Here is a 22500-nt window from a genome sequence, read left to right as displayed (position 1 = left end):
TCAGCGCTCCATCGGGGTAGCGTCGCGGCCGCGCAGCACGATGTCGAATTCGTAGCCGAGCGCATAGCCTTCTTCGGTGATGTCCATCGAGAAGCGCGAGATCAGGCGATCGCGCGCCGCCTCGGGCGTGCCCTGGAAGATCGGGTCGTACGCGAGCAGCGGGTCGCCGGGGAAGTACATCTGCGTGACGAGACGCGAACCGAAGTAATCGCCGAACAGCGAGAAATGAATGTGATTCGGGCGCCACGCGTTCGGATGGTTGCCCCACGGATACGCGCCCGGCTTGATCGTCAGGAAGCGGTAGCGGCCTTCGTCGTCGGTCAGGCAACGGCCCGCGCCGAGGAAGTTCGGGTCGAGCGGCGCGTCGTGCTGGTCGACCTTGTGCACGTAGCGGCCGGCCGCGTTCGCCTGCCACACCTCGACGAGCGTGTTGCGCACGGGCTTGCCGCCTTCGTCGAGCACGCGGCCCGTGACGACCATGCGCTCGCCGAGCGGCTCGCCGTTCTTCACGGCGTTCTTCGTCAGGTCATGGTCGAGCGCGCCGAGATCTTCGGCGCCGTAGACCGGCGCGTACTGGTCGCGCAGTTTCTCCTTCAGCGGGATCAGCGGGCGGGTCGGGCCGCGTTTCACGGACGAACGGTACTCGGGGTGGACATAGGCCGGATGCGACGGCCAGTCGCGCGGCGTGAGGATCGTGGGGGAATCCATCGGGCGTCTCCTGATAGGTATTTCGCGAAGGGGATGGCAGGACTTTAGCCAATCCGGAAAGTTATGCAAAATGACCTTTTTTCGCGAATCGTATAACCGTTCGTTATGTTCGACGCACCAATGAAAATTCCGCCGGACAGGATGCCTGTCCGGCGGAAAAAGCGATCGGGCTTCGCGTCGTCGGTGACGACCCCGTGCACGGCCCTCCAGCCAGCCCGTCGCTGCTTTTTTGTGTTGTCGTTCTTGTTGTTATCCGGTCTCCCTGAGCGCGCCTGTTATGAATGCCGGCCGGGATCGAACACGATCCCGTCGAATTCGAGTGACAGCGTGCCGCTGCGCAGCAGTGCGGCCGGCGTCGCGTCGCGGTCGGCACCGAGCACGTCGCTCACGTAGTCCGCGCAGAACCCGCGCCGTGTCCGCAGGTTGAAGCGGTTGCCGAGCAGTGCGTCGATCCGCTGTTCCGCCGTTGCGTGTACCTGGCGCTGCGCATCAGCGGTCGGTGCCGAGACGCGGCGCGCCAGCGCGATGCGCCCGCCGTCGGTACGGGCGACGAAGCGCGACAGTGGCGTGAGCTTGGTCCACGCAAACGCGGATTCGGCGATCACGGGCTCGTCGCCCGATGTGTCGACGACGATGCCGAAGCGATTGGCCCATGCACCCGTCGAGCCCGTCGCACCTGCCGCGTCGCGGGGTGCATTCGCCGGCACGCGGATGAACACGAGATCCCCGACGTGCGCGCTGGCGGCCAGCGTGCGGACCGTGGCGAGCGGCATCGTGCGATCCGTGTCGCGGGCATCGCGCGGGGCGGTGCGATGCGATTCGTAGGCAGCGGTTTCGGTTCGGGTGGTCATTTCGGCTCCGTCGTTCAGTGACAGTACGGAGCGGATTATGCAGACAAGTACCCGAAAATGTTCATTTGCGTGTGCAGGTAGCCTAATATCTGACCTGGAGTAACATTTTTCGATACCAAAATGACCGAAACCGCCCAACTCATCGAAATGCTGAAGCGCCAGTTGAAGGCGCAAGGCATGACCTACCGCGACGTCGCGCGTGCGCTCGACGTTTCCGAGACCAGCGTGAAGCGGCTGTTTGCCAGCGGCCGCTTTACGCTGGAGCGCGTCGTGGAGATCTCTCAGCTGCTCGGCTATACGCTGGCCGAGCTCGTGCAGGAGGCGTCCGCGTCAGCGCCGAGGCTGCACGTGCTGACCGAGCAGCAGGAGGCGCTGCTCGTGTCGGACGACAAGCTGCTGCTCGTTGCCGTCTGCGCGATCAACTACTGGACCGTGCAGGACATCGTGTCGGCCTATCAGGTGACGAAGGCCGAATGCGTGAAATACCTGCTGATGCTCGACCGGATGAACGTCGTCGCGCTGTTGCCGGGCGACCGGATTCGCGTGCGCGTCGCGCGCGATTTCGACTGGCTGCCGGGCGGGCCGATCCGCCGTTATTTCCATGCACACGCGCTCGGCGATTTCCTCGACAGCCGCTTCGACGGGGAAGGCGAAACGATGACGTTTTCGCAGGGGATGCTGACGGAGGCCGCGTCCGCGGAGCTCGAACTGGAGTTGCGCCGGCTGCGCAGCAAGGCGGCCGCGCTGCATGCGGAATCGTCGTCCGCACCGCTCGCGCAGAAGCACGGCACCAGCTTGCTGATCGCGAAGCGGATGTGGGAGCCGGCCGGTTTCCAGGCGCTGCGGCGCCACGCGTGACACCTCGTCGAGTGCTTGGGGCTATTCGGAAAGTTATGCAAAATGGCATTTCATCGTCACTCGCATAACCACCCGTTATGAATAACCGTATCGCCGACGGCCGCGTCAAGTTCCGGCACCTGCAGTGTTTTCTCGCGGTCGCGCAGCTGGGCGGCGTGCAGAAGGCGGCCGAAAGCCTGTCGATCACGCAGCCGGCCGTCTCGAAGACGATCGCCGAGCTGGAGGCGATCCTCGGCGTGAAGCTGTTCGAGCGCGGCCGGCAGGGCGCGCAGCCGACCCGCGAAGCGCAACTGTTTCTGCCGCACGCGAACGCGTGCGTGCTGGCGCTGCGGCAGGGTGTCGGGCTGCTCGCGCGCGAGGGCGGGGCTGCCGCGGCGACGCTGGAAATCGGCATGCTGCCGACCGTCGCGGCATCGCTCGCGCCCGCATTGATGAAGGCGCTCGCCGAGCGCTGGCCGCGCGTCGTCGTGAGGATCGCGACGGCCGCAAACGCCGATCTGCTCGAGCGCCTGAAGTCCGGCGCGATCGAGTGCGCGATCGGGCGACTGTCGGAGCCGGAGCGGATGATCGGGCTTGCGTTCGAGCAGTTGTACAACGAGCCGCTCGTCGCGGTCGTGCGCGCCGGGCATCCGCTGCTGTCGAGCGCGGCGCCGGCGGCCGAGCTCGCGCGCTATCCGGTCGTGCTGCCGCCGTTCGGCACGCTGATTCGCCAGTCGGCCGAGCAACTGCTCGGTGCCTGCGGCGCGCCGCCGCTGGATTCGTTCATCGAGGTGCTGTCGGTATCGGTCGCGCGCGCGCTCGCGCTCGAGAACGATGCGGTCTGGTTCGTGCCGCTCTATGCGGCCGAGTACGACCTGTCGGCCGGGGCGCTGGCACGCCTGCCGCTGCCGTCAGCCGGCACCGACGAGCCGGTCGGGCTGGTGCTGCGCACCGATGCGCAGCCGTCGCCGGTCGCGCGGACGCTGATCGACGCCGTGCGCGATATCGCGCGGTCGCGGTTCGGCGAGACGCGCGCACGCGGGACGTCACGCGCGGCACGCAAGCCGGCTCGTCGCGACAATTGACCCGTCGGGCCGTGCGGCAAGCGCGGCCCGGCCCGGTACCCGGCTGCCGGATTGGCCATCCGGTCAGTAGCCGACCTCGCGGTGCTTGGCATATCGTACCGATTTTGGTACGATGGATGTCAAGACGATGACGAGACAGCAGATCCAGGTCACGCTCGGCGTGCGGTTCTTCCAGACGGCCCGTGGCAACGAGCCGGTGCGCGAATGGCTGAAGGCGCTCGGGCAAGCGGAGCGAAGGGCGATCGGTGAAGAGATCAAGACCGTTCAACTCGGCTGGCCGCTCGGCATGCCGCTGGTCCGGAAGATGGCGCGGGATCTATGGGAGATTCGCGTGATGCTGCCGGGGCGGAGCGCCCGCGTGCTGTTCACGGTCGTCGGCGAAACGATGGTCTTGCTGCACGGCTTCTTCAAGCAGTCGCGGGCCACGCCGTCGGATGATCTCGATATCACCGTCGCGCGCCTGAAAGCGCTGACGCGCGCCATCTGATTTTCCCGGTTGCGCTGGAACGCACCGTCTCCGACGGGCAGGCAGCCGGCAACGCCATGCACTGGAGTACCCCATGACGACCACGAACAACCCGCATATCGGCAGCGATTTCGATTCCTTCCTCGAGGAGGATGGCAATCTCGAAGCGGCCACCGCCACCGCGATCAAGCGCGTGATCGCCTGGCAGATCGGGCAGGAAATGAAGGCGCAGCACATCACGAAAACCGCGATGGCCGCACGGATGAAAACCAGCCGCGCCGCGCTCAACCGTCTGCTCGACGAAACCGACACGAGCCTCACGCTGGCGACGCTCGCGAGTGCGGCCGCCGCGCTCGGCAAACGGCTCAGCTTTGAGCTGGTGCCGGCCTGACGGGCGTGAAGAAGCGGCGTGCGACCGAGTCTGCATCGCGACGCGTAATGCGTGCGGCGGAATGGCCGGCAATCCGGCCCACGGCTCGGCCATGACGCGCGGGCGTGTCGCCGCAAGCGGGCGAATGTCGGCCCGCGCGCACATGCCGGGTCACTGACGCGGCGCGGCCACTTGCAGATAGAGCAGCGCACCGCCCGCGAGCAGCAGCGGGCACAGAATGTACCAGCCGGTCGTCAGGAACAGTCCGGCGACCGCGACCAGCGAAATCCATGCGCAGCGATAAGCGATCCCGCCGCGCGGCAGCAGTTTCAGCGCGGCGGCCGCACCGAGTCCATACACCATCACGAAGCATCCGGACGTAACGAGCACGAGCGGCTTCGGTCCGACATCCGACAGCGTCGTCGCGGCCAGTGCGACGGCGGCGAGCACGGCGATTACGCCGAGGCTGTGGCGCGGGACGCCGCCGACCTGGCTGCCATGCGCGAGCCACGCGGGCAACGCGCCGTCGCGCCCAAGCGCCGCGCCGAGCTTGGCCGCACCCGCGAAATACGCGTTCATCGTGCCGAGCGTGAGCAGCAGCGCGGCCACGGCAGCCAGCACCTGCGCATGACCACCGATGCCGCCCGCGATCAGCTCGGCGAGCGGCGCACCCGATGCGCCCGCGGACGGCCCGAGCACCGTCACGCTCGCGGCCGCGACCGACAGATACAGGAACCCGACCACCACGACCGCGATCCCGGCCGAGCGCGGCATGTCGTGCGCGGGCCGGCGGAATTCGGCTGCGAGATGCGTGATCGCTTCCCAGCCGGCGAAACTCCACACGAGCAGCGCTGCGGCCTGGCCGACCGCGAGCCAGCCGTGCGGCGCGAACGGATGCAGGTTCGCGGTGCGCGCATGCGGCGCGGAGGCGAGCACCGCGGCCAGCAGCAGCGTGACGAGCAGCGCCGACAACACGAGCTGCATGCGGCCCGACACGGTGACGCCGAATGCATTCGCGGCCGACACGATCGCGATCAGCGCGGCAGCCGTGACGACGACGGTCGTGTGCCCGCCGCCCGTGACGGCCGCGACGTATGCGCCACCGAACATCGCGGCAGCCGGCGCGCCGGCCGGTACCGCGAAGTAGAAGCACCAGCCGACGATCGCCGCGGCTTTCGGCCCGAATGCGCGCCGGGCGTAGGTCGAGACGCCGCCTGCGTCGGGATAGCGTGCGCCGAGTGCGGCGAAGGTGGCCGCGAGCGGCCCGGACAGCACGACGAGCGCGGCCCATGCGAGCAGCGAGGCCGGGCCCGCGACTTCGGCAGCCAGCGCGGGCAGCGCGATCACGCCTGTGCCGAGCACCGCGCCGATATAGAGCGCGGCGCCCTGGAAAATCGTCAGTGAGCCCGCGTGATGAGCGGCGGGCGAGTCGGCATGCGAGGGCATGGACAGCAGTCTCCGGAAGTCTTGTCGTGTTCGAGCGCGAGCGTCCGCGCGGAAAATCGTTCGATGCTACCCGAACGCCGGCGGTAGCGCCGCCCGGCGATCAGTAGTCCGGGCGGCGCCGCGTGTCAGCCGATGTCAGTGGTGGCGTGCGAGCCGCAGGCGGGCATCCTCGCGCGCGGTGGGCGACAGTTCGGGCGCGTAGTGGAATGCCCCCGACACCAGCGATGCGACCGGCACGCCGTCGCGGAACAGCACGCGATTGCCGGCCAGCGCCGGCACCTTGTCGCCGGGCAGCAGCGTGCCGGCAAGATTCAACGGATCGGCGCCCGTCACGCACACGTACTGTCCGTCGCCCGGTTGCCGCCGCAGTTCGCGCAGGATCGGGATCGCTTCGGGCAGCGCGAACTGTTCGCCCGCGAGCCCGGCGACGAAGCGTCCGCCGCGAATTTCGCCGCGCGCTTCGAGGCGTTGCAGCACGCGCACGAGCTCGCGCCAGTTCGGCAACCAGTCGGCTTCGCGTTCGAGCAGTCGCCAGAACACGACACCGTAGCGGCGCAGCAGCGTCCATGCGATGTGTTCGAGCGCGTCGGGGTCGGTCGCGGCCAGGCCGCGTTTCGGTGCCGGCGCATCGTCCGGCGGCGCGTGGCGTTGCACGAGTGCCCAGCGACCCGCGTCGTCCATGCCGCCGATCAGTGCGCCGCCGCGCCGCGTGCGCGGCGCATAGGTCGCGCTGCGCTTGACGACCGGTTTCAGCAGCGCGCGCAAGCCCGCATAGCTGTCTGCATTCACGAGGCCGGCCGACACGAGTTCGCCGAGCGCCTGTTCGAGTTCGACCGGCAGCATGTGCAGTTCGTCGAGCAGCGCGTCGAAGAACATCGCGCCGTGCGCGGCGAGGGCGTCGCGCACCTGGGTGGCCCGCGCGGACAGTGCCGGTTGCGCATCGGGGTCGCGCAGCGCCTGCCACGCGGAAAGGTGGCGGCGCGGCAGCAGCACGATCGGCGTCGTCTTCACGGGCGTGCCGGCCGCGCGCGCCGGCGCGCCGATGCGCGTCCACACGAGCTTGCCGGAGCGGCACAGCTCGTCGAGCCCGCCTGCCGTGTAGTCGGTGAGCCGCGCGGGCAGCAGCGCATCTTCCCATGCGCTTGCGGCGGCCTCGTAGCCTTCGAGCTGTTCGACCACGGCCGCGAGTGCGTCGCGGCCCGTGCCGCGCGTGTCGGGCGTCAGGTGCTGCCAGTGGAACAGGAAGCGCATGAAATCGGCGCGCTCGACCGGCTCGATCTCGCGACGCAGCCGCTTCACCGTGTAGCGATGAATGCGCGCCAGCAGATGGCGTTCGCACCATTCGTCCGTCGTCGTGCCCGGCGTGAACCGGCCGCGCATCACATAGCCTTCGCGCTCCAGCGCCGCGAGTGCCGTCGCGATCGACGCAGGCGGCAGGCCGAGCGGTGTCGCGATCGCGTCGAGGGCAAGCGGGCCGAAACCGGTGAGCCGCGCGCGGATCACGTCGACGAGTGCGGCATCCGCTTCCCACGGCTGCGCGCAGGCTGCCGGCACCTTGAGCGCCGGCGCGATACGCGCGTCGGGATGCAGTGCACGCAGGCACACGAGCCGTTCGACCGGCACCCACAGGGCGGCGCCGCCCGGCGCGACGAGTTTCGTTGCACGGCGGCGTTCGGCGAGTTCCGCGAGCCGGTCGGGCCAGCCTTCGCGGGTTTGTGCTTCGCTATCGGAGACGCACGCGAGCGTGAGCAGCGCGTCGTGCATTTCGTCGGCGTCGCGCACGAGCGGCCAGGCTTCGTCGCGCACTGCGTCGATCGCGTCGGCGTCGAGCGCGCCGAGATCGTCGGCCGATTCGGGATCGCTCCAGCGGCGCGACTGTACGGCCTGCGTACGGCGCTCCTCGAGCGGTGCATCGTCGAGGAACGCGTAGGGTTTCGCGTTCAGGATCTCGGCGGCGAGCGGCGACGGCGCGGGCAGGTCGCGCGCGACGAGTTCGATCGCACCGCTTTCGATCCGGCGCAGCAGCGCAAGCCAGCCATCGGTGTCCATCGCGTCGTGCAGGCAATCGTCGAGCGTCTGGTCGACCAGCGGGTGATGCGGGATCTCGCGCTCGCCGACGATGTTCTCGAGGCACGCGACCTGATCGGGAAACACGGTCGCGAGCAGGTCCTCGCTCTTCATCCGCTGCAGTTGCGGCGCGGTGCGCTTGCCGCCCGTGAAGCGCGGCAGCGCGAGCGCGGTCGTCGCGTTCCAGCGCCAGCGCACGCCGAACATCGGCGCGTCGAGCAGGGCCTGGACCAGGACGTGCTCGGCGCTGGCCGAACGCAGGTAGCGCCACACTTCGTCGAGTGCGAAGCTGTGCGCGAGCGACAGCGACAGGATGATCGCGTCGTCGGTCGCGGCTGCCTGCAGTTCGAAGTTGAAGCTGCGGCAGAAGCGCTTGCGCAGCGCAAGCCCCCACGCGCGGTTGATGCGGCTGCCGAACGGCGAATGGATCACGAGCTGCGTGCCGCCCGATTCGTCGAAGAAACGCTCCATCACGAGCGTGTCCTGCGTCGGCAGTGCACCGAGCGCGGCGCGCGTGCGGGCGAGGTAGTCGGCGATCTGGTGCGCGGCGTCCGGTGACAGATGCAGATCGTCGACGAGCCAGCGCAACGCCGGCATGAGGCGGCTGTCGGTCGGGTAGGCAGGGGCGGCACGGGTGACGTCGTTTCGTACACTGATCGCGGCTTCGGCTTCGGCTTCGGCTTCGGCTTCGGCTTCGGCTTCGGCTTCGGCTTCGGCTTCAACTCGTCGCGTCGATTTTGCACTGCCCTTGGTCCTGGCTTGGGTCGTCGCCTTGATTTCAGCCGCCGTCTTCCCGCGGATATCGTCGTCGGTGCGTTTACCGCCGCGGGCATGCCCTTGCCGCTCGCCGTCGGCGAACAGTCCGTCGAGCCGTGCGCGCAGCCGGCCGACCGCCGCCGACAGCTCGTCGCTGCGCCCCGGCGCCTCGCCGAGCCAGAACGGAATATTCGGCGACTGGCCTTGGGCGTCCTCGACGCGCACGCGGCCTGTTTCCACGCGAATGATCCGGTACGACTGGTTGCCCAGCTGGAACACGTCGCCCGCGAGGCTCTCGATCGCGAAATCCTCGTTGACGGTGCCGACCTGGATGCCCTGCGGTTCGAGCAGGACTGCATAGTCGGCCATGTCGGGGATCGTGCCGCCCGACGTGGTCGCGGTCATCATCGCGTTGCGGCGTCCGCGCACGGTGCCGCCGACCACGTCGCGATGCAGGTACGCGCCGCGCACGCCGCGCCGGCTCGTGAAGCCTTCGGCGAGCATCTTCATCACTTCATCGAAGCGCTCGCGCGTCAGCCGTGCGTACGGCGCTGCGCGCGTGACGCTCGCATACAGCGCGTCTTCCTGCCATTCCGTGCACGCGACTTCGGCGACGATCTGCTGCGCGAGCACGTCGAGCGGTGCTTCGGGTATGCGCAGCGTGTCGAGCTCGCCGCGTTGCACGCAATCGAGCAGCGCCGCGCATTCGACGAGCTCGTCGCGCGACAGCGGGAACAGCCGGCCCTTCGGCACGCCGCCCACGTGGTGCCCGGAGCGGCCGACGCGTTGCAGGAACGGCGCAATCCCGCGCGGCGAGCCGACCTGGCAGACGAGATCGACGTCGCCGATATCGATACCGAGTTCGAGCGATGCGGTGGCGACGAGCAGCTTCAGTTCGCCGCGCTTCAGGCGCTGCTCGGCGTCGAAGCGGTGCTCCTTCGCGAGACTGCCGTGATGCGCGGCGATCGCTTCCTTGCCGAGCCGGTCGGCGAGATGGCGCGCCATGCGCTCGGCGGTGCGCCGCGTGTTGACGAACACGAGTGTCGTGCGATGCGCGGCCGCGAGCCCGGCGATGCGGTCGTACACCTGTTCCCACACGTCGGTTGCCATCACGGGCTCGAGCGGCACGTTCGGCAGTTCGAGCGCGAGGTCGCGCTCGCGCGTATGGCCCGTGTCGACGATCGTGCAGTCGCGCGGCGCGTCGGCCGGGCCGCCGACCAGGAAGCGCGCGACTGCGTCGATCGGCTTCTGCGTCGCCGACAGCCCGATACGCGGCAGCGCGCGGCCGGCCAGCGCGTCGAGACGTTCGAGCGACAACGCGAGATGGCTGCCGCGCTTGGACGACGCGAGCGCATGGATTTCGTCGACGATGACCGAGCGCACGTTCGACAGCATCTGCCGCCCCGACGTGGACGACAGCAGCACGTACAGCGATTCGGGTGTCGTCACGAGGATGTGCGGCGCGCGCTTGCGCAATGCGGCGCGTTCGGCCTGCGTCGTGTCGCCGGTGCGCACGGCGGTGCGGATCGCCGGCACCGGCAGGCCGAGTTGCGCGAGCGATTCGGCGATGCCGGCAAGCGGCGCGTCGAGGTTCACGTGGATGTCGTTCGACAGCGCCTTCAGCGGCGACACGTACACGACGAGTGTCGCGTCGGGCAGCGTGCCGTCGTGCGCCAATGCATCGCGCACCAGATCGTCGAGCGCGCACAGGAACGCGGTGAGCGTCTTGCCGGAGCCGGTCGGCGCAGCAACGAGCGTCGAGCGGCCCGCCTTGATGTGCGGCCACGCGAGCGCCTGCGCGCCGGTGGGCGCGGCGAACGTGCGTCGGAACCACGCGGCGACGGCCGGGTGGAACACGTCGAGCGCACTGGTGCCAAGGCGGGTAGCGGTGACGTCCATCGGAGCGTTGAAATGGGGGGGCAAGCGCAGAAGGCGCACGCACGAATCGAATCGTCAGTGTGCCAGACGTCGCGCGTGCGTGCCGGGCAGGTGTATCGGCGATTCAGATTCAAATGGGGGCCCGCATCGCACTTTCAACGAACAGAAAGTTGCATGCGCGCCGGTACGCCGAGAGCGTGCCGAATTGCACCGAATTGCAACTAAACGCGATGTAGCCAGCCGAGCCAGTGTTCGAGCAGCGGCGCACGCGAGCACAACGACTGCGCGAGCCACAGCGTGCCGCCCCATGCGGCGGCCACGACGATCAGGTCGCAATTCCCGCTGTTCCACAGGTTGAGCGAGTGACGTCGCCAGATCCACGGCACGCCGAGCGGGTTCGGCCAGTCGGCGAGCAGGTGCATCACGCCGCCGCACGCGAAGCCGAACAGCGGCGCGGCCCACAGCGGATGCGGTTGATGGATGAGCCCGTGCCACCCGAGCGCGAGCAGGGCGATCCAGCCGATGCCCCAGTGCGTGATCGTGCGATGCGTGACCCACAGGCGGCGCTTGCGGCGCCACCAGGCGACTTCGAGCCAGTCGGGCGCGGTGCCGCCCGCGACGCCCGCCGCGAATGCGGCGAACATGCCCACATGCCACGGACCCGTGGCGCCGGTTTGTGCGACGAGGGCGGCGGCGGTGACGCCGGCTGCGAAGCCGGACGCATGATGTGCATTGCGTGATGCCATAGGAAGCGAGACGAAGAAACGTGAAGCGGCGCGTGCGAGAAAAATTGATGCAGCGCGAAAACGGGGCGCTATCTTCGCAGATCGGCTCGTGCAGTGGGAGCGACATTTGCAGATTTTTTTGCACGTGTCGCGTGGTCTTCCGCGCAGTTCGCAACTTTCGGTTTTTTTGTGCGCTGCGTGATGACGTATATGGCGGATGGACACGGCGGAAGCGCACTGTGTGCAATTTCGACCGATCCGCATGCAGGTTGAAAAGCTTCGGCATGACCGCGCGCACATAACGACTGCGCTTTCGTTGCACGTCACGTGTTCGACCCTTTTTGTCCCCCTATACTACGAAACCGGAGATGGCCGTCGGCGTGCCAGCGGCCATGAGCGGAACAGGTGCTTTTCCTGCCTGAAGGAGATCCACATGGGGGACATGCAATGACTACGCTGAATCGCTTCAAAACATCCGCTGTCGTGCTCGCGACGGTGGCCGGCATCGGTTTCCTGCCGAACGCGCCCGTCTATGCGAAGGGGCCGCAGCCGGCCGTCCTGACGAGCTCCGCGGTCGCGGTGGCCGACAAGTACAGCGCGGATGCTGCGGAGCGGATCTTCAAGGAAGGCGGCAATGCGATCGACGCGGCCGTCGCGATCGCGTTCACGCTTGCCGTCACGTATCCGGAAGCCGGCAACATCGGCGGCGGCGGCTTCATGACGATCTACAAGGACGGCAAGCCGTACTTCATCGACTACCGCGAGCGTGCGCCGCTCGCCGCGACGAAGGACATGTATCTCGACAAGGACGGCAACGTCGTCAAGGGCATGAGCCTGTACGGCCCGCGCGCGGTCGGCGTGCCGGGCACCGTCGCGGGCATGTGGGAGGCGCAGAAGCGCTTCGGCAAGCTGAAGTGGAAGCAGGTGCTCGCGCCGGCGATCCACTATGCGCGCGACGGCTTCGTCGTCGACGAGCAGCTCGCGCAGCGCGGTGTCGACGCATCGAAGGAGTTCGGCGGCAAGACCAACTTCGACAAGTATTTCTCCGGGCTGAAGGCCGGCGTGAACTTCAAGCAGCCGGATCTCGCCGATGTGCTGACGCGCATCGCGAACGACGGCGCGGAAGGTTTCTACAAGGGCAAGACGGCCGAGCTGATCGCCGCATCGATGAAGACCGGCGACGGCAACGGGCTGATCACCACCGAGGATCTCGCACAGTACCGCGCGGTGTGGCGCCAGCCGGTGCAGGCGAAGTGGAACGGCTATGACGTGATCACCGCGCCGCCCCCGAGCTCGGGCGGCATCGGCCTGGTGCAGTTGTTGAAGATGAAGGCCGACCTCAAGCAGGATTTCGAGGGCGTGAAGCTCAACTCGCCACAGTACATCCACCTCGTCGCGGAAATCGAGAAGCGCGTGTTCGCCGATCGTGCGCAGTATCTCGGCGATCCCGATTTCTACAAGGTGCCGATCGCGCAGCTGACCGACGACGCGTATATCGCGAAGCGCGCGGGCGAAGTCAACCCGAAGGAGCCGTCGGACACGAAGAGCGTGCAGCCGGGCCTCGGCACGACGATGCCGGAGAAGGCTGAAACCACGCACTTCTCGGTGGTCGACAAGTGGGGCAATGCGGTGTCGAACACGTACACGATCAACGGCTATTTCGGCTCGGGCGTGATCGCCGACGGCACGGGCATCGTGCTGAACGACGAGATGGACGACTTCTCCGCGAAGCCGGGCGTCGCGAACATGTTCGGCGTGGTCGGCAGCGATGCGAACGCGATCGAACCGAAGAAGCGCCCGCTGTCGTCGATGTCGCCGACGATCATGACCAAGGACGGCAAGGTATCGCTCGTGATCGGCACGCCGGGCGGCTCGCGGATCTTCACGTCGATCTTCCAGGTGATCAACAACATCTACGACTTCAAGATGCCGTTGAAGGAGGCCGTCGGCGCGATGCGCTTCCATCACCAGCTGCTGCCGCCGAACACGATCTTCTGGGAGCCGTACTACCCGATCGAAGGCGAACTCGCGAAGCAGATCGAGGCGCGCGGCTATACGCTGAAGGGGCAGGATTTCAGCGGCGACATCCAGGTGATCAAGATCGACGGCAAGACGCCGGAGGCGATGGCCGATCCGCGCGGGCGTGGCGTGACGCGGATCATCCACTGACGTGAAAGGGCGCGTGCGCGGTTGCGAAGGCGGCCGCGCACGCCATGTTCCGCAGCCGGGTGTCGTGCAGCCGGCTGCGGAACACACTCAGCCGGTGGTCCGGATGAATTCGGCGATGCGTGCCGCGATGGCGTCGGGCGCATCCTCGAAGCAGTAATGTCCGACGCCCGCCAGCCGCTCGACGGGCGCGGACGGAAACAGTGCCGTGAAGAGCGGCAGGAAGTGTTCGGCGCCGAGCGTTCGATCGGCGTCTCCCCAGATCGCGAGCGCGGGCTTTTCGCGTATCGCGCGCAGCGCTGCCGCATCGGGCTCCTCGAACCGGTGCGCGCCAGAGGCAAACCCGCGGGCCCATCCGATCGCGCCGAGACAGTCCGCCGGTTGCGCGAACGGCGCACCGTATGCGGCGATCCAGGTGTCGTTGACGATCGCGTGATTTTCGAACCCGTTCAGCTTCAGCGTGCTCAGGATGTTGAAGCCGAGCTGGCCGAGCACCGTCTCCAGCGTATCGTCCGCCGCCGCGCGCATGATCCACTGGAACCACGGCGCATCGCGACCGTTCGCGGTCACGCGTTCGACCAGATCGGGCTGGCCGAACGGCGTCGGCCCGTTCGCGGACACGATGCGCCGAATGCGCTCCGGATGCCGTGCGGCGAGCCCCATGCCGACCGGGCCGCCGAAATCGTGCATCACGAGCGTGATGCGATCGAGGCCGAGCGCGAGCACGAAACGCTCCAGATTGCCGATATGGTCCTGCAGCCAGTAACTGCGGTCCTGCGGCGTCGCGCTTTTGCCGAAGCCCATGTGATCGGGGACGACGACGCGGTGCGTCGGGCTCAGCGCCGCAATCAGATGACGGAAGAGATAGCCCCACGTGGGTTCGCCATGCAGGCACAGGATGGTTTCGCCGTCATGCGGGCCTTCGTCCACGTAGTGCATCCGGAAGCCGGATGCGTCGTCGAAATGCGGGGCGAATGGAAAGGTGCCATCGAACGTGGCATCGGGCCGGATCATCGAACGCTCCTTCGGATAGTCGGACAGGTTGGTTTCAAGTTGAAACCGAATCGAAGCGTAGGATATGTGGTTTCGAGTTGCAACCAAAAAGGTGGCTGGGCCAATTGCCGAATGACTGTGTCATTGGTGCGAGATGACGCACTGGAACGGAGCAGTGCCGGATTTTATAGACCGAACGTAGTGGCTTGAGTGCTAATCGGGCTCGAATCGATCGTTCTTTTCGTCGATCGCGAACAGTCGGGTGTCGTGCGATTGATCTTTCGAATGGCGAGTTTTATATTGCAACCATTCATTTCAACGGAAACGACCGCCGTTCCACCCGCATTCCGGAAACGGCGTCACCGCATGCATCGATGAACAGACGAACCACGCACGAAGACTCCCCCTGCGGCGTAGCCCGCCCGCTGGACGCGATAGGCGACTGGTGGTCGCTGCTGATCGTCCGCGACGCGTTCGACGGGCTGCGCCGCTTCGGCGAATTCCAGAAGAATCTCGGGCTGGCCAAGAACATCCTGGCCGCGCGCCTGCGCAACCTGGTCGCGCACGGAATCATGGACATCGTGCCGGCCGCGGACGGCGGCGCGCATCACGAATACGTGCTGACCGAGAAAGGGCGCGGGCTGTTTCCGCTGTTGGTCGCGCTGCGGCAGTGGGGGGAGGATTTCTTCTTCGAACCGGACGAGGCGCACGTGCTGCTCGTCGACCGGAAGACCGGGCTGCCGGTCAGGAAGCTCGAGCTGCGTTCGCAGGACGGGCGCGTGCTCGGGCCGGAGGATACGGTCGTGTTGCCGACACCGGATTGACGGGTAGCTATTGATCGCGTCGTGCTGCATCAGCAGCGTTGTCGTGTGCGCGCGGACATCACGCGTTGCTCGAGCTGTGCGATGCGGTGTCCGTATTCGTCGTGCTGGCGCATCGGCGCGGCGAGCAAGGTTGCGCGTACAACCTTTTATCGCGTACCGATGCGCATCGAACCGCATTCAACCACGGTCATTCGCCGCGTTGCTTTCGAGGAAGCTGTCCACCGCGATCAGCGATTGTTCATCGAGCGTACCGAGCACGCTTTTCAGCTTCAACTGCAGCTTCAGCGCATCGAGATAGCTGTCGAACAGCTTCTGCCGGATGCCCGAGATGTCGCGCCGCAGGTTCAGCGTTTCGTACGTCGTGCTGTAGCCGACCTGATGCGCTTTCATCGACGAATCGTACGCGAGCCGCGCGGCCTGCAGCGACTGCTGCAGCGCGCGGATGCGCTTGCCGACCGATTCGAGCGCGGACAGCGCCTCGCGATGATCGGTGCCCAGTTGCTCCTCGACCTCGCGCAGCCGGTTGCGGTACTGCTCGGTTACGTGCTCGGCCTCCACCTGTCGGTAGTACACGCTCCCGCCGGAGAAGATCGGGATCGTCACCTGCACGCCGATCGCGCTCTGATGGAAGTCCGAGCGATCGGTGAGCCCGCGCAGGTTCGGGTTGAGCCCGCGCGAATACGACGCGAACAGGTCGACGGTCGGCAAGTGCTCGGCGCTGACGCGCTTCGCGGCGAGCCGTGCGACCTGGACGTCGCGGTATGCCTGCCGGTACGCGGGGTTGTCCTGCGGTGCGTATTCGCCCGACGGAATGCGCGGCGATGAGCCGCGCATCGCGAGCCGCGGCCAGCGCGAGAAATCGATCGTCGAACCGAGCAGCGTCTCGTAGCGCGCGCGACGCGCGTCGACGTCGGTTTGCGCGAGGGCTTCGTCGGATTGCGCGAGGCTGCGGCGCGCCTCGATTTCGGCCGTATCGCCGATCGTCTTCATCCCGAGCTGCGCCATGCGTCGCGTATCGCTTTCGAGCCGGGTGAGCGCGTTCACTTCGTCGTCGGCCGACTGCAGTTTCTCGCGCGCGCTGAGCAGGTCGAAGCACGCATTCGCGACCCGCAGGATCAGGTCCTGCCTCGCCACCTCGAGTTTCTGCTTCGACGATTCCTCGTACTCGGTCGCGCGCCGCATGTCGTACAGGTAGGGCACGTTGAACAGCGCCTGCGTGACCTGCGCGGAACCGTAGGCGGCATTGCTCGACCCGCTGACATCGATGCCGAACAGGTTCGCGTGCGTACCGTAGCGTCCCCATTCGAGTTGCGCGGCAGCCTGCGGCAACATCTGTGCGCGTGCTTCCGGGAATTTCTGGCGCGCCGCGTCGTATTCGCTGCGCGCCTGCAGGTAGCGCGGATCGTGCACGACCGCGTACTGGAAGGCGGTGTCGAGGCAGAACGCGTGCGCGTTTGCGGACACTCCGATTATCGTTACAGCGAACAATGTCACGGTTGCAAGTCGGGGATTCCACCTAGTCGAAAAACTTGATAGGGAATTACCCGCACTCGGTGTCGCCGATCCGCGATTCGCGCGCCTCGTTTCAAACATGGCCGTCTCCGTCTCCTGCCCGTGCCGCAACGCATTGCGGCGGGATTTAAACGTTTTGAAATTGAAATTCAAACAGCGTGAATGCCTGCCATCCGTGACGCATCGGAAAACGCACCTGTAAGAGTGTGTCCTCCATTGAATTCCGATGCGATCGCATGATAGCCTGATTTCGGCTCGTAATCGCAGTGATTATTAGATTAACAAGTCGCTAGGGATTAAAAGCCGTTTGTCTTTCAATGAAGGTTCTTTGCATCATCTTTATTTTTTACGAGGAGAGAATGATGAAGGTCATGACGACGGAACAGGTCAGGAATGTGCATGGCGGCGGTGCGATCAGCTCGCTGGGTAGCCTCGCTGTTGACGCCGCGCCGGTGGTGACCGCGCTCGGCCAGTTCCTGCCGAGCCTCGGCAATTACCTGCAGAACCCGAAGACGTTCAATAACACCGGCAAGTAACCGCCGTGCGCGGGGAGGCGCCCCCCGCGCGAAATGCTGCGAAACAGAAGGAAAAGAATCGATCGCCGCAGTGGAAAAATCGAATCGGAAATACATTATTTCAGGTTCGGGCGATTATCAGGAGGCAGGAGTGCCGGATTATCCCCGTAATAAAGTTAACGGCCATTGAGATTGCAATTGGCTGACGGTGGCGGGCATTCCGACAATATAAAGGCCACAACAAATGCGAGACATCACGGAAGAACAGGCCCGCCAGATTCGCGGCGGCGCGTCGCTTTACTCCAATTCGGCTGCCTATACGGTCGATCTCGTCAATCAGTCGATCGGGTCCACGCTCCAGGGCCTGATGACCCAGTACCAGACCCGCGCCGTCGAACAGTTCCGGATGTCGCTCGGCTCGTCGCGCTGAGCGGCCCGCCAAGCGGCCGGTAACACCGATCTTCCGTCGCAGCCGGCAGCGTGCCGGCTGCGCCCATGCGTATCGCGCACGACCCGCCACGGGCCCGCTACCGGCAGGCCCGGGCGGCGCGTCGTCGCGCCCCGGGTGCCCGACCATGCTCTTCAATACGCGTAAAGTCCGTCCGGTCCTGCAGGACGAGGTGACGGAGTGCGGCCTGGCCTGCCTCGCGATGATCGCGTCGTGGCACGGGCGCGAAACGACATTGCGCACGCTGCGCAACCGCTATCCGGTCCGGATCGATTCCGGGCTGTCGTTCTTCGACCTGATGGAGATCTCGAACGATCTCGGCCTGCGCGCGCGCGGGTTGCAGTTCGACGCGGGCGAACTCGATGCACTCAAGACGCCGTGCATCCTGCACTGGGGGATGAACCACTATGTCGTGCTGACGAAGGTCGGCTATGGCAGCGTGCACATCGTCGACCCCGCACTCGGCGAGACGAAGCTGCCGCTCGCGCAGGCGCTCACGCACATCACCGGCTATGCGCTCGAACTGAATCCGGACATCGGCTTCACGCGGGCGGGGCAGGCCGACCGGATCCGTCTGCGCGACTACCTCGAAGGGCTGACCGGCATCCGCAAGAGCCTCGCGATCGGCATCGCGGGCGGCGTCGCCGCGCAGCTCCTGCTGCTGCTCGGCCCGTCGTACGTGCAGCTGACGATCGACGAGGCGCTGAAGAAGACCGACGTCGACATCCTGTACCTGCTGACGATCCTGTTCGCGATCGTGTTCCTGTTCGACACGCTCTACGCGAACCTCGTCGGCAACATCAAGAGCTACCTGCGCAACATCGTGTCGCAGCAGTTGTCGGCGAACATGGTCGGGCATCTCGCGCGGCTGCCGATCGGTTACTTCCTGTTCCACAACACCGGCGATTCGATCTCGCGCGTGTCGTCGGTGTCGGAGGTCGGGCGCTTTCTCGTTGACGGGCTGGTCGGCGGGCTGCTCAATATCGTCACCTGCACGCTGACGCTCGTGCTGATGCTGTACGACAGCCCGGTGCTGGCCGGCATCAGCCTGGCCGGGATGGTGCTGTTCGCGCTGAGCCGGCTCGCGATCCAGCCGCAACTGCAGGACGCGATGTCGCAGATCCTCACGCGCGGTGCCGAAGCCGACGCGCTGCTGATCGAGAACATCCGCTCCGCGCACTCGATCAAGCTGCTGTCGGCCGAGACCGCGCGCAGCAGCCTGTGGGTCAACGCGTTCACGCAGAAGTTGCAGGCGATGCGCCAGCAGGAGCGGCTGCAGTTGCTGTTCGATGCGATCTCGAAAGGGATCGTGCATGTCGAGCAGCTGGTGATCGTCACCTACGGCGCGTGGCTCGTGATGCACGGCCAGAGCACGATCGGCGTGATCTACGCGTTCATCCAGTACAAGAACCTGTTCGCCGACAAGTTCATCGACTCGATCCAGCTCTACGTGCGCCGCAAGGTGTTGCAGGTGCATATGGACCGCGTCGCGGACGTGTTGCAGACCGAGACCGAGGAGCCCGCGCCGGACGCGGTCGTGCGGCCGGTCGACGGTTTCGACGGCGCGCTGTCGATCCGTGCGCTGTCGTACACGCCGAAGGGCGGCCATCGGCCGATCCTGAGCGACATCGCGCTCGATGTGCCGGCGGGCGGCAAGATCGCGATCGTCGGCCGCACCGGCAGCGGCAAGACGACGCTGCTGAACCTGATCTGCGGGCTCGTGCGGCCCGAGCCCGGCACGCTGTTCGTCGGCGGCGTCGATCTCGCGGAAGTGAACCTGCGGCAGTACCGCAAGCATCTCGCGGCCGTCACGCAGTCCGACCAGCTGTTTCGCGGGACGATCCGCGACAACATCACGAACTTCGCGCCCGCGCCGCGGATCGGCGCGATGTTCGACGCGGCAAAGCTCGCGTGCATCCACGACGAGATCGAGCGGCTCGACCATCGCTACGACACGCCGCTCGGCGATACGCAGAAATTCCTGTCGGCCGGGCAGATGCAGCGGCTCCTGATCGCGCGGGCGCTGTATTGCGAGCCGCGCCTGCTGATCCTCGACGAATTTTCGTCGAACCTCGACCAGACGACGACGCACGAGATCTGCCGCAACGTGCTGACGCTGCCGTGCACGATCGTGCTCGTCACGCACGATGCGTCGATCCTGTCGATGGTCGACCGGATCTACGAGATGCAGGACGGCGTATTGACCGATGCGACCGACGCATGGCGTTCGGCCGAGGAGACGCGGTGATGCTCGGACGACTCTTTCTGTTCAATTCATTCTCGTATGCGTTCCTCGTGCGGCGCGCGGTGCGCGCCGTCGCGCTGCGCACGTCGCCCGCGCGCGGGCTGCGGCTGATGCGCTGGTGCTCGGGCGCATGCCTGCGCTGCTTTCCGTGCATTCGCGAGTCGATCGAGCGCGCGGTTGCATACATGCTGAGCGCACACCTGAACGACGATCCGCGACGCGTGCGGGACGTGTCGGCGGCGATCGTGCGTGAACTGTTCGAAGCCGAGTTCGCGGGGCTCAAGCTGCGGACGCACAGCCTCGAAGCGATGAAGTCGATGATCGACGGGATGGCGTGCGAAGGCGACGCGCAGCTGCAGGCGGCGCTCGCGCGCGGCGGCCCGCTGATGCTCGCGGGGCTGCACTTCGGCAACCTGATGCTGTTCGTCACGAAGCTGCGCTTCATGATTCCCGACGACCGCAAGCTGATGGTGATCCTGCACCGCGATGCGCCCGGCGCGTTCTTCGACGATGCGCTGCGGCTCGTCGCCGAATACGGTGCCGGCGAAGTCGAATTCATCGACATCGAGGAGCGCGTGCACCTGCGCCGGCTGATCACGAGCCTGCGCCGCGAGGCGCCCGTATTCCTGCTGTTCTCCGACCTGCACGGCAAGTTCGGCAAGACCAACCGCTGCCGGCTCGGCGGCCGCTGGGTGCGGATGGCCGGTGGCGGCGTGAAGCTCGCGGTCGAGCAGGGGATTCCATTGCTCGTCGCGTATGCGACGGGCGTGCCGTTCCGCGATCGCTGCGCGGTGCATTTCACCGAGCTCGCGGCCAGCCCGCTCGCGCCGATGCTCGGCGCGGACGACGACGCGTCGCCCGTGCGCGCGACGCACCAGCGCATCGTCGACCGGCTCGAGCAAGCGCTCGTGCAACAGCCCGAGCAGTGGCATTTCTGGGAACACTTCACGCCTTACCTGATGCCGGCGCCGCTGCTCGATGCGGCCGCGCGGCGTCGCTCCTGACGAGCCCGCCCCATGCCGACCTGGAACTCCGCCCTCCGAGAACAGAAGCCGTCGCGCAAGCTCGCGCGCGGCACGACCTTCGGCACCGTGATCCACGGCGTCGTCGACGTGCCGGTGTCGATGCGGTTCTTCTGCTATCTGTCGCTGACGATGTTCGCGATGTTCGTGATTGCGCTCGTCGAACTGAGCTACGCGAACACCGAGAGCGTGTCGGGGATGCTGACGCCGCGCTCGGGGCTGATCGGCGTCAGCGCGCCGCCGGGCTGGGCCGTGCGCGACATCTACGTCGGCAAGGATCAGCACGTGAAGGCCGGCCAGCGGCTGCTGGCGGTGACGCGCGACACGAGCTTCGTGAGCCAGGCGAACAACGTGCAGGGGATGCGCGCGGCGCTCGACCGGCAGCGCGTCGAGGTCACGCAGCAGATCGACGCGGCGCGGCTCGAATACAAGTCGTCGGTGCAGCAGATCAACCAGCAGATCGCCGCGCAGGGCGAGAGCAGCGGGCTGATCGGCCGGCAGATCCAGGACCAGAAGCGCATCGTCGACGAGTACGGCGAACGACGCGCGCGCGTGAAGCAGCTGCTCGACGAACAGGTCGTGACGCTCGAGCAGTACAACCAGGTCAACACGCAGTACCTGCAGGCCGGGCAGGCGTACCAGGACTTGCTGCTGCGCCGCGCCGAGCTCGCGAAGAACGCGATGAAGCTGCGCGGCGACCTCGACACGATGCAGAGCAAGTACGACGGCGCGAACGCGGAACTGAAGATCAAGCAGGAGGAGCTGAACGCGAAGGAATACAACATCGACGAGAACGTGAACCAGGTGCTGTACGCGCCGGCCGACGGGCAGATCGTGCGGCTCGACGTCGTGCAGGGCGGCGTGATCGACCCGCCGGGCACGCGCGTCGTCGAGATTCTGCCCGCGAAGGCCGACGGGCTGATCGCCGAGGTCTACATCCCGTCGTCGAAGGCCGGCTTCGTGAAGAAGGGGCAGGAAGTGAAGGTTGCGTACGCAAGCTATCCGGTCGAGAAGTTCGGCACGTATCGCGGCAAGGTGCTGTCGATCTCGCCTGTCGCGTTTTCTGCGAAGGAGCTGAACCTGCCGGGCGATGCCGCCACGCCGCAGACCTACTTCAAGACCTGGGTCGAGCTGGCCGACCGCTCGCCGGCATTCGACGGGCGGCCGCTGTCGCTGCGGGCCGGGATGATGCTGAAGGCCGACATCGTGCTGGAGCGGCGCAGCCTGCTCGAATGGCTGTTCGAGCCGCTTTACCGCATCCGTCAACGCCTGTTCGGCGTGCCGGCCTGAGCCGATGGTGAGCCGGGACAAGCACTGCCGCCGCGTGCGGCCGGGCGTCGTGCGTCCGCTGTCGCGCTGGCTCGGCGTGACGCTGTTCGCCTGCGCGGCCGCCGCGCATGGCGCACCGCAGCCGGACGGCGACGCCGAACCACGCTGAAGGCCGGGCACACGGTGCGGGTCTGGAACCGGTCGCGCGAGCGCGCCGAGCCGGGTCGGGAGAGCGTCGCGGGGGGGAAGGGTGGAGCGGGGCGGGTGGAGCAGGGGGTGGCCGGTGGGCTGATAAGAAAGAGAACAGTTGATATCGA

General features: G+C 66.6%; 19 protein-coding genes. 12 read left to right on the top strand and 7 right to left on the bottom strand.

The features are described 5' to 3' along the window. Positions 1-708: a protocatechuate 3,4-dioxygenase subunit beta gene (gene pcaH, locus G3N61_RS22725; RefSeq protein ID WP_006489685.1), complete on the bottom strand. Its 708-nt coding sequence runs from the start codon at positions 706-708 to the stop codon at positions 1-3. A gap of 275 nt (positions 709-983) precedes the next feature. Further along, positions 984-1559, bottom strand: a complete 576-nt coding sequence (locus tag G3N61_RS22720; RefSeq protein WP_205823633.1) for a YiiX/YebB-like N1pC/P60 family cysteine hydrolase — start codon at positions 1557-1559, stop codon at positions 984-986. A gap of 120 nt (positions 1560-1679) precedes the next feature. Between G3N61_RS22720 and G3N61_RS22715 the strand changes: the two genes are divergently transcribed. From G3N61_RS22715 to G3N61_RS22700, 4 genes are all read left to right on the top strand, one after another. Further along, positions 1680-2417, top strand: a complete 738-nt coding sequence (locus tag G3N61_RS22715) for a helix-turn-helix transcriptional regulator (protein WP_043183393.1) — start codon at positions 1680-1682, stop codon at positions 2415-2417. A 77-nt stretch (positions 2418-2494) separates the two neighbouring features. After that, complete coding sequence (gene pcaQ, locus G3N61_RS22710) at positions 2495-3481, top strand: pca operon transcription factor PcaQ (protein ID WP_043183394.1); 987 nt, start codon at positions 2495-2497, stop codon at positions 3479-3481. Between the two features lie 127 nt (positions 3482-3608). Next, the gene (locus G3N61_RS22705) at positions 3609-3968 is read left to right on the top strand and encodes a type II toxin-antitoxin system RelE/ParE family toxin (RefSeq protein WP_043183397.1); all 360 of its coding nucleotides are present in this window, start codon (positions 3609-3611) and stop codon (positions 3966-3968) included. A gap of 73 nt (positions 3969-4041) precedes the next feature. Beyond that, positions 4042-4338, top strand: coding sequence for an XRE family transcriptional regulator (locus G3N61_RS22700; RefSeq protein ID WP_043183399.1), 297 nt, complete (start codon positions 4042-4044; stop codon positions 4336-4338). Positions 4339-4488: 150 nt separating this feature from the next. Here the strand turns inward: G3N61_RS22700 and G3N61_RS22695 are convergent, their stop codons facing one another. The 3 genes from G3N61_RS22695 to G3N61_RS22685 form a co-directional block, all read right to left on the bottom strand. After that, positions 4489-5763, bottom strand: coding sequence for an amino acid permease (locus tag G3N61_RS22695; RefSeq protein WP_043183400.1), 1275 nt, complete (start codon positions 5761-5763; stop codon positions 4489-4491). A gap of 135 nt (positions 5764-5898) precedes the next feature. Further along, the gene (locus tag G3N61_RS22690) at positions 5899-10485 is read right to left on the bottom strand and encodes a DEAD/DEAH box helicase (RefSeq protein WP_205823632.1); all 4587 of its coding nucleotides are present in this window, start codon (positions 10483-10485) and stop codon (positions 5899-5901) included. 200 nt (positions 10486-10685) lie between these two features. Continuing rightward, a complete protein-coding gene (locus G3N61_RS22685) occupies positions 10686-11210 on the bottom strand; it encodes a metal-dependent hydrolase (protein ID WP_175022231.1) in 525 nt (174 codons plus the stop codon). A gap of 426 nt (positions 11211-11636) precedes the next feature. Between G3N61_RS22685 and ggt the strand changes: the two genes are divergently transcribed. Beyond that, a complete protein-coding gene (ggt, locus tag G3N61_RS22680; RefSeq protein ID WP_205823631.1) occupies positions 11637-13358 on the top strand; it encodes a gamma-glutamyltransferase in 1722 nt (573 codons plus the stop codon). An 87-nt stretch (positions 13359-13445) separates the two neighbouring features. On the opposite strand, the gene G3N61_RS22675 is transcribed toward ggt, so the two are convergent. Beyond that, positions 13446-14369, bottom strand: a complete 924-nt coding sequence (locus G3N61_RS22675) for an alpha/beta fold hydrolase (RefSeq protein ID WP_205823630.1) — start codon at positions 14367-14369, stop codon at positions 13446-13448. A 353-nt stretch (positions 14370-14722) separates the two neighbouring features. Here G3N61_RS22675 and G3N61_RS22670 point away from each other — a divergent pair, with 353 nt between their 5' ends. Further along, entirely contained in the window at positions 14723-15172 is a 450-nt protein-coding gene (locus G3N61_RS22670; RefSeq protein ID WP_205823629.1) for a helix-turn-helix domain-containing protein, read from the top strand. A 177-nt stretch (positions 15173-15349) separates the two neighbouring features. On the opposite strand, the gene G3N61_RS22665 is transcribed toward G3N61_RS22670, so the two are convergent. Beyond that, entirely contained in the window at positions 15350-16765 is a 1416-nt protein-coding gene (locus G3N61_RS22665) for a TolC family protein (protein WP_175022221.1), read from the bottom strand. Positions 16766-17046: 281 nt separating this feature from the next. On the opposite strand from G3N61_RS22665, the gene G3N61_RS22660 reads away from it, so the two are divergent. The 6 genes from G3N61_RS22660 to G3N61_RS22635 all read left to right on the top strand — a co-directional run bounded on the left by G3N61_RS22660 (position 17047) and on the right by G3N61_RS22635 (position 22352). Beyond that, entirely contained in the window at positions 17047-17220 is a 174-nt protein-coding gene (locus G3N61_RS22660) for a hypothetical protein (protein WP_006495012.1), read from the top strand. Between the two features lie 223 nt (positions 17221-17443). Further along, positions 17444-17629, top strand: coding sequence for a hypothetical protein (locus G3N61_RS22655; protein WP_031396799.1), 186 nt, complete (start codon positions 17444-17446; stop codon positions 17627-17629). Positions 17630-17774: 145 nt separating this feature from the next. Further along, the gene (locus G3N61_RS22650) at positions 17775-19895 is read left to right on the top strand and encodes a peptidase domain-containing ABC transporter (RefSeq protein ID WP_205823628.1); all 2121 of its coding nucleotides are present in this window, start codon (positions 17775-17777) and stop codon (positions 19893-19895) included. Further along, positions 19892-20896: a hypothetical protein gene (locus tag G3N61_RS22645; RefSeq protein WP_205823627.1), complete on the top strand. Its 1005-nt coding sequence runs from the start codon at positions 19892-19894 to the stop codon at positions 20894-20896. Before G3N61_RS22650 ends, G3N61_RS22645 begins: the two co-directional genes overlap by 4 nt. A 12-nt stretch (positions 20897-20908) precedes the next feature. Further along, a complete protein-coding gene (locus tag G3N61_RS22640) occupies positions 20909-22204 on the top strand; it encodes an HlyD family efflux transporter periplasmic adaptor subunit (protein WP_205823626.1) in 1296 nt (431 codons plus the stop codon). 7 nt (positions 22205-22211) lie between these two features. Next, positions 22212-22352, top strand: coding sequence for a hypothetical protein (locus G3N61_RS22635; RefSeq protein ID WP_241017857.1), 141 nt, complete (start codon positions 22212-22214; stop codon positions 22350-22352). The last annotated feature ends 148 nt before the right edge of the window (positions 22353-22500 follow it).

Source organism: Burkholderia sp. Ac-20349, from assembly GCF_017104865.1.
Lineage (GTDB): Bacteria > Pseudomonadota > Gammaproteobacteria > Burkholderiales > Burkholderiaceae > Burkholderia > Burkholderia aenigmatica.
This window is presented reverse-complemented; position numbering and strand designations above follow the sequence as displayed.

Coding starts and splice junctions, on each gene's coding strand:
- pcaH (WP_006489685.1), bottom strand. CDS start 708: ATGGATTCCCCCACGATCCTCACGCCGCGCGACTGGCCGTCGCATCCG.
- G3N61_RS22720 (WP_205823633.1), bottom strand. CDS start 1,559: ATGACCACCCGAACCGAAACCGCTGCCTACGAATCGCATCGCACCGCC.
- G3N61_RS22715 (WP_043183393.1), top strand. CDS start 1,680: ATGACCGAAACCGCCCAACTCATCGAAATGCTGAAGCGCCAGTTGAAG.
- pcaQ (WP_043183394.1), top strand. CDS start 2,495: ATGAATAACCGTATCGCCGACGGCCGCGTCAAGTTCCGGCACCTGCAG.
- G3N61_RS22705 (WP_043183397.1), top strand. CDS start 3,609: ATGACGAGACAGCAGATCCAGGTCACGCTCGGCGTGCGGTTCTTCCAG.
- G3N61_RS22700 (WP_043183399.1), top strand. CDS start 4,042: ATGACGACCACGAACAACCCGCATATCGGCAGCGATTTCGATTCCTTC.
- G3N61_RS22695 (WP_043183400.1), bottom strand. CDS start 5,763: ATGCCCTCGCATGCCGACTCGCCCGCCGCTCATCACGCGGGCTCACTG.
- G3N61_RS22690 (WP_205823632.1), bottom strand. CDS start 10,485: ATGGACGTCACCGCTACCCGCCTTGGCACCAGTGCGCTCGACGTGTTC.
- G3N61_RS22685 (WP_175022231.1), bottom strand. CDS start 11,210: ATGGCATCACGCAATGCACATCATGCGTCCGGCTTCGCAGCCGGCGTC.
- ggt (WP_205823631.1), top strand. CDS start 11,637: ATGACTACGCTGAATCGCTTCAAAACATCCGCTGTCGTGCTCGCGACG.
- G3N61_RS22675 (WP_205823630.1), bottom strand. CDS start 14,369: ATGATCCGGCCCGATGCCACGTTCGATGGCACCTTTCCATTCGCCCCG.
- G3N61_RS22670 (WP_205823629.1), top strand. CDS start 14,723: ATGAACAGACGAACCACGCACGAAGACTCCCCCTGCGGCGTAGCCCGC.
- G3N61_RS22665 (WP_175022221.1), bottom strand. CDS start 16,765: ATGTTTGAAACGAGGCGCGCGAATCGCGGATCGGCGACACCGAGTGCG.
- G3N61_RS22660 (WP_006495012.1), top strand. CDS start 17,047: ATGAAGGTCATGACGACGGAACAGGTCAGGAATGTGCATGGCGGCGGT.
- G3N61_RS22655 (WP_031396799.1), top strand. CDS start 17,444: ATGCGAGACATCACGGAAGAACAGGCCCGCCAGATTCGCGGCGGCGCG.
- G3N61_RS22650 (WP_205823628.1), top strand. CDS start 17,775: ATGCTCTTCAATACGCGTAAAGTCCGTCCGGTCCTGCAGGACGAGGTG.
- G3N61_RS22640 (WP_205823626.1), top strand. CDS start 20,909: ATGCCGACCTGGAACTCCGCCCTCCGAGAACAGAAGCCGTCGCGCAAG.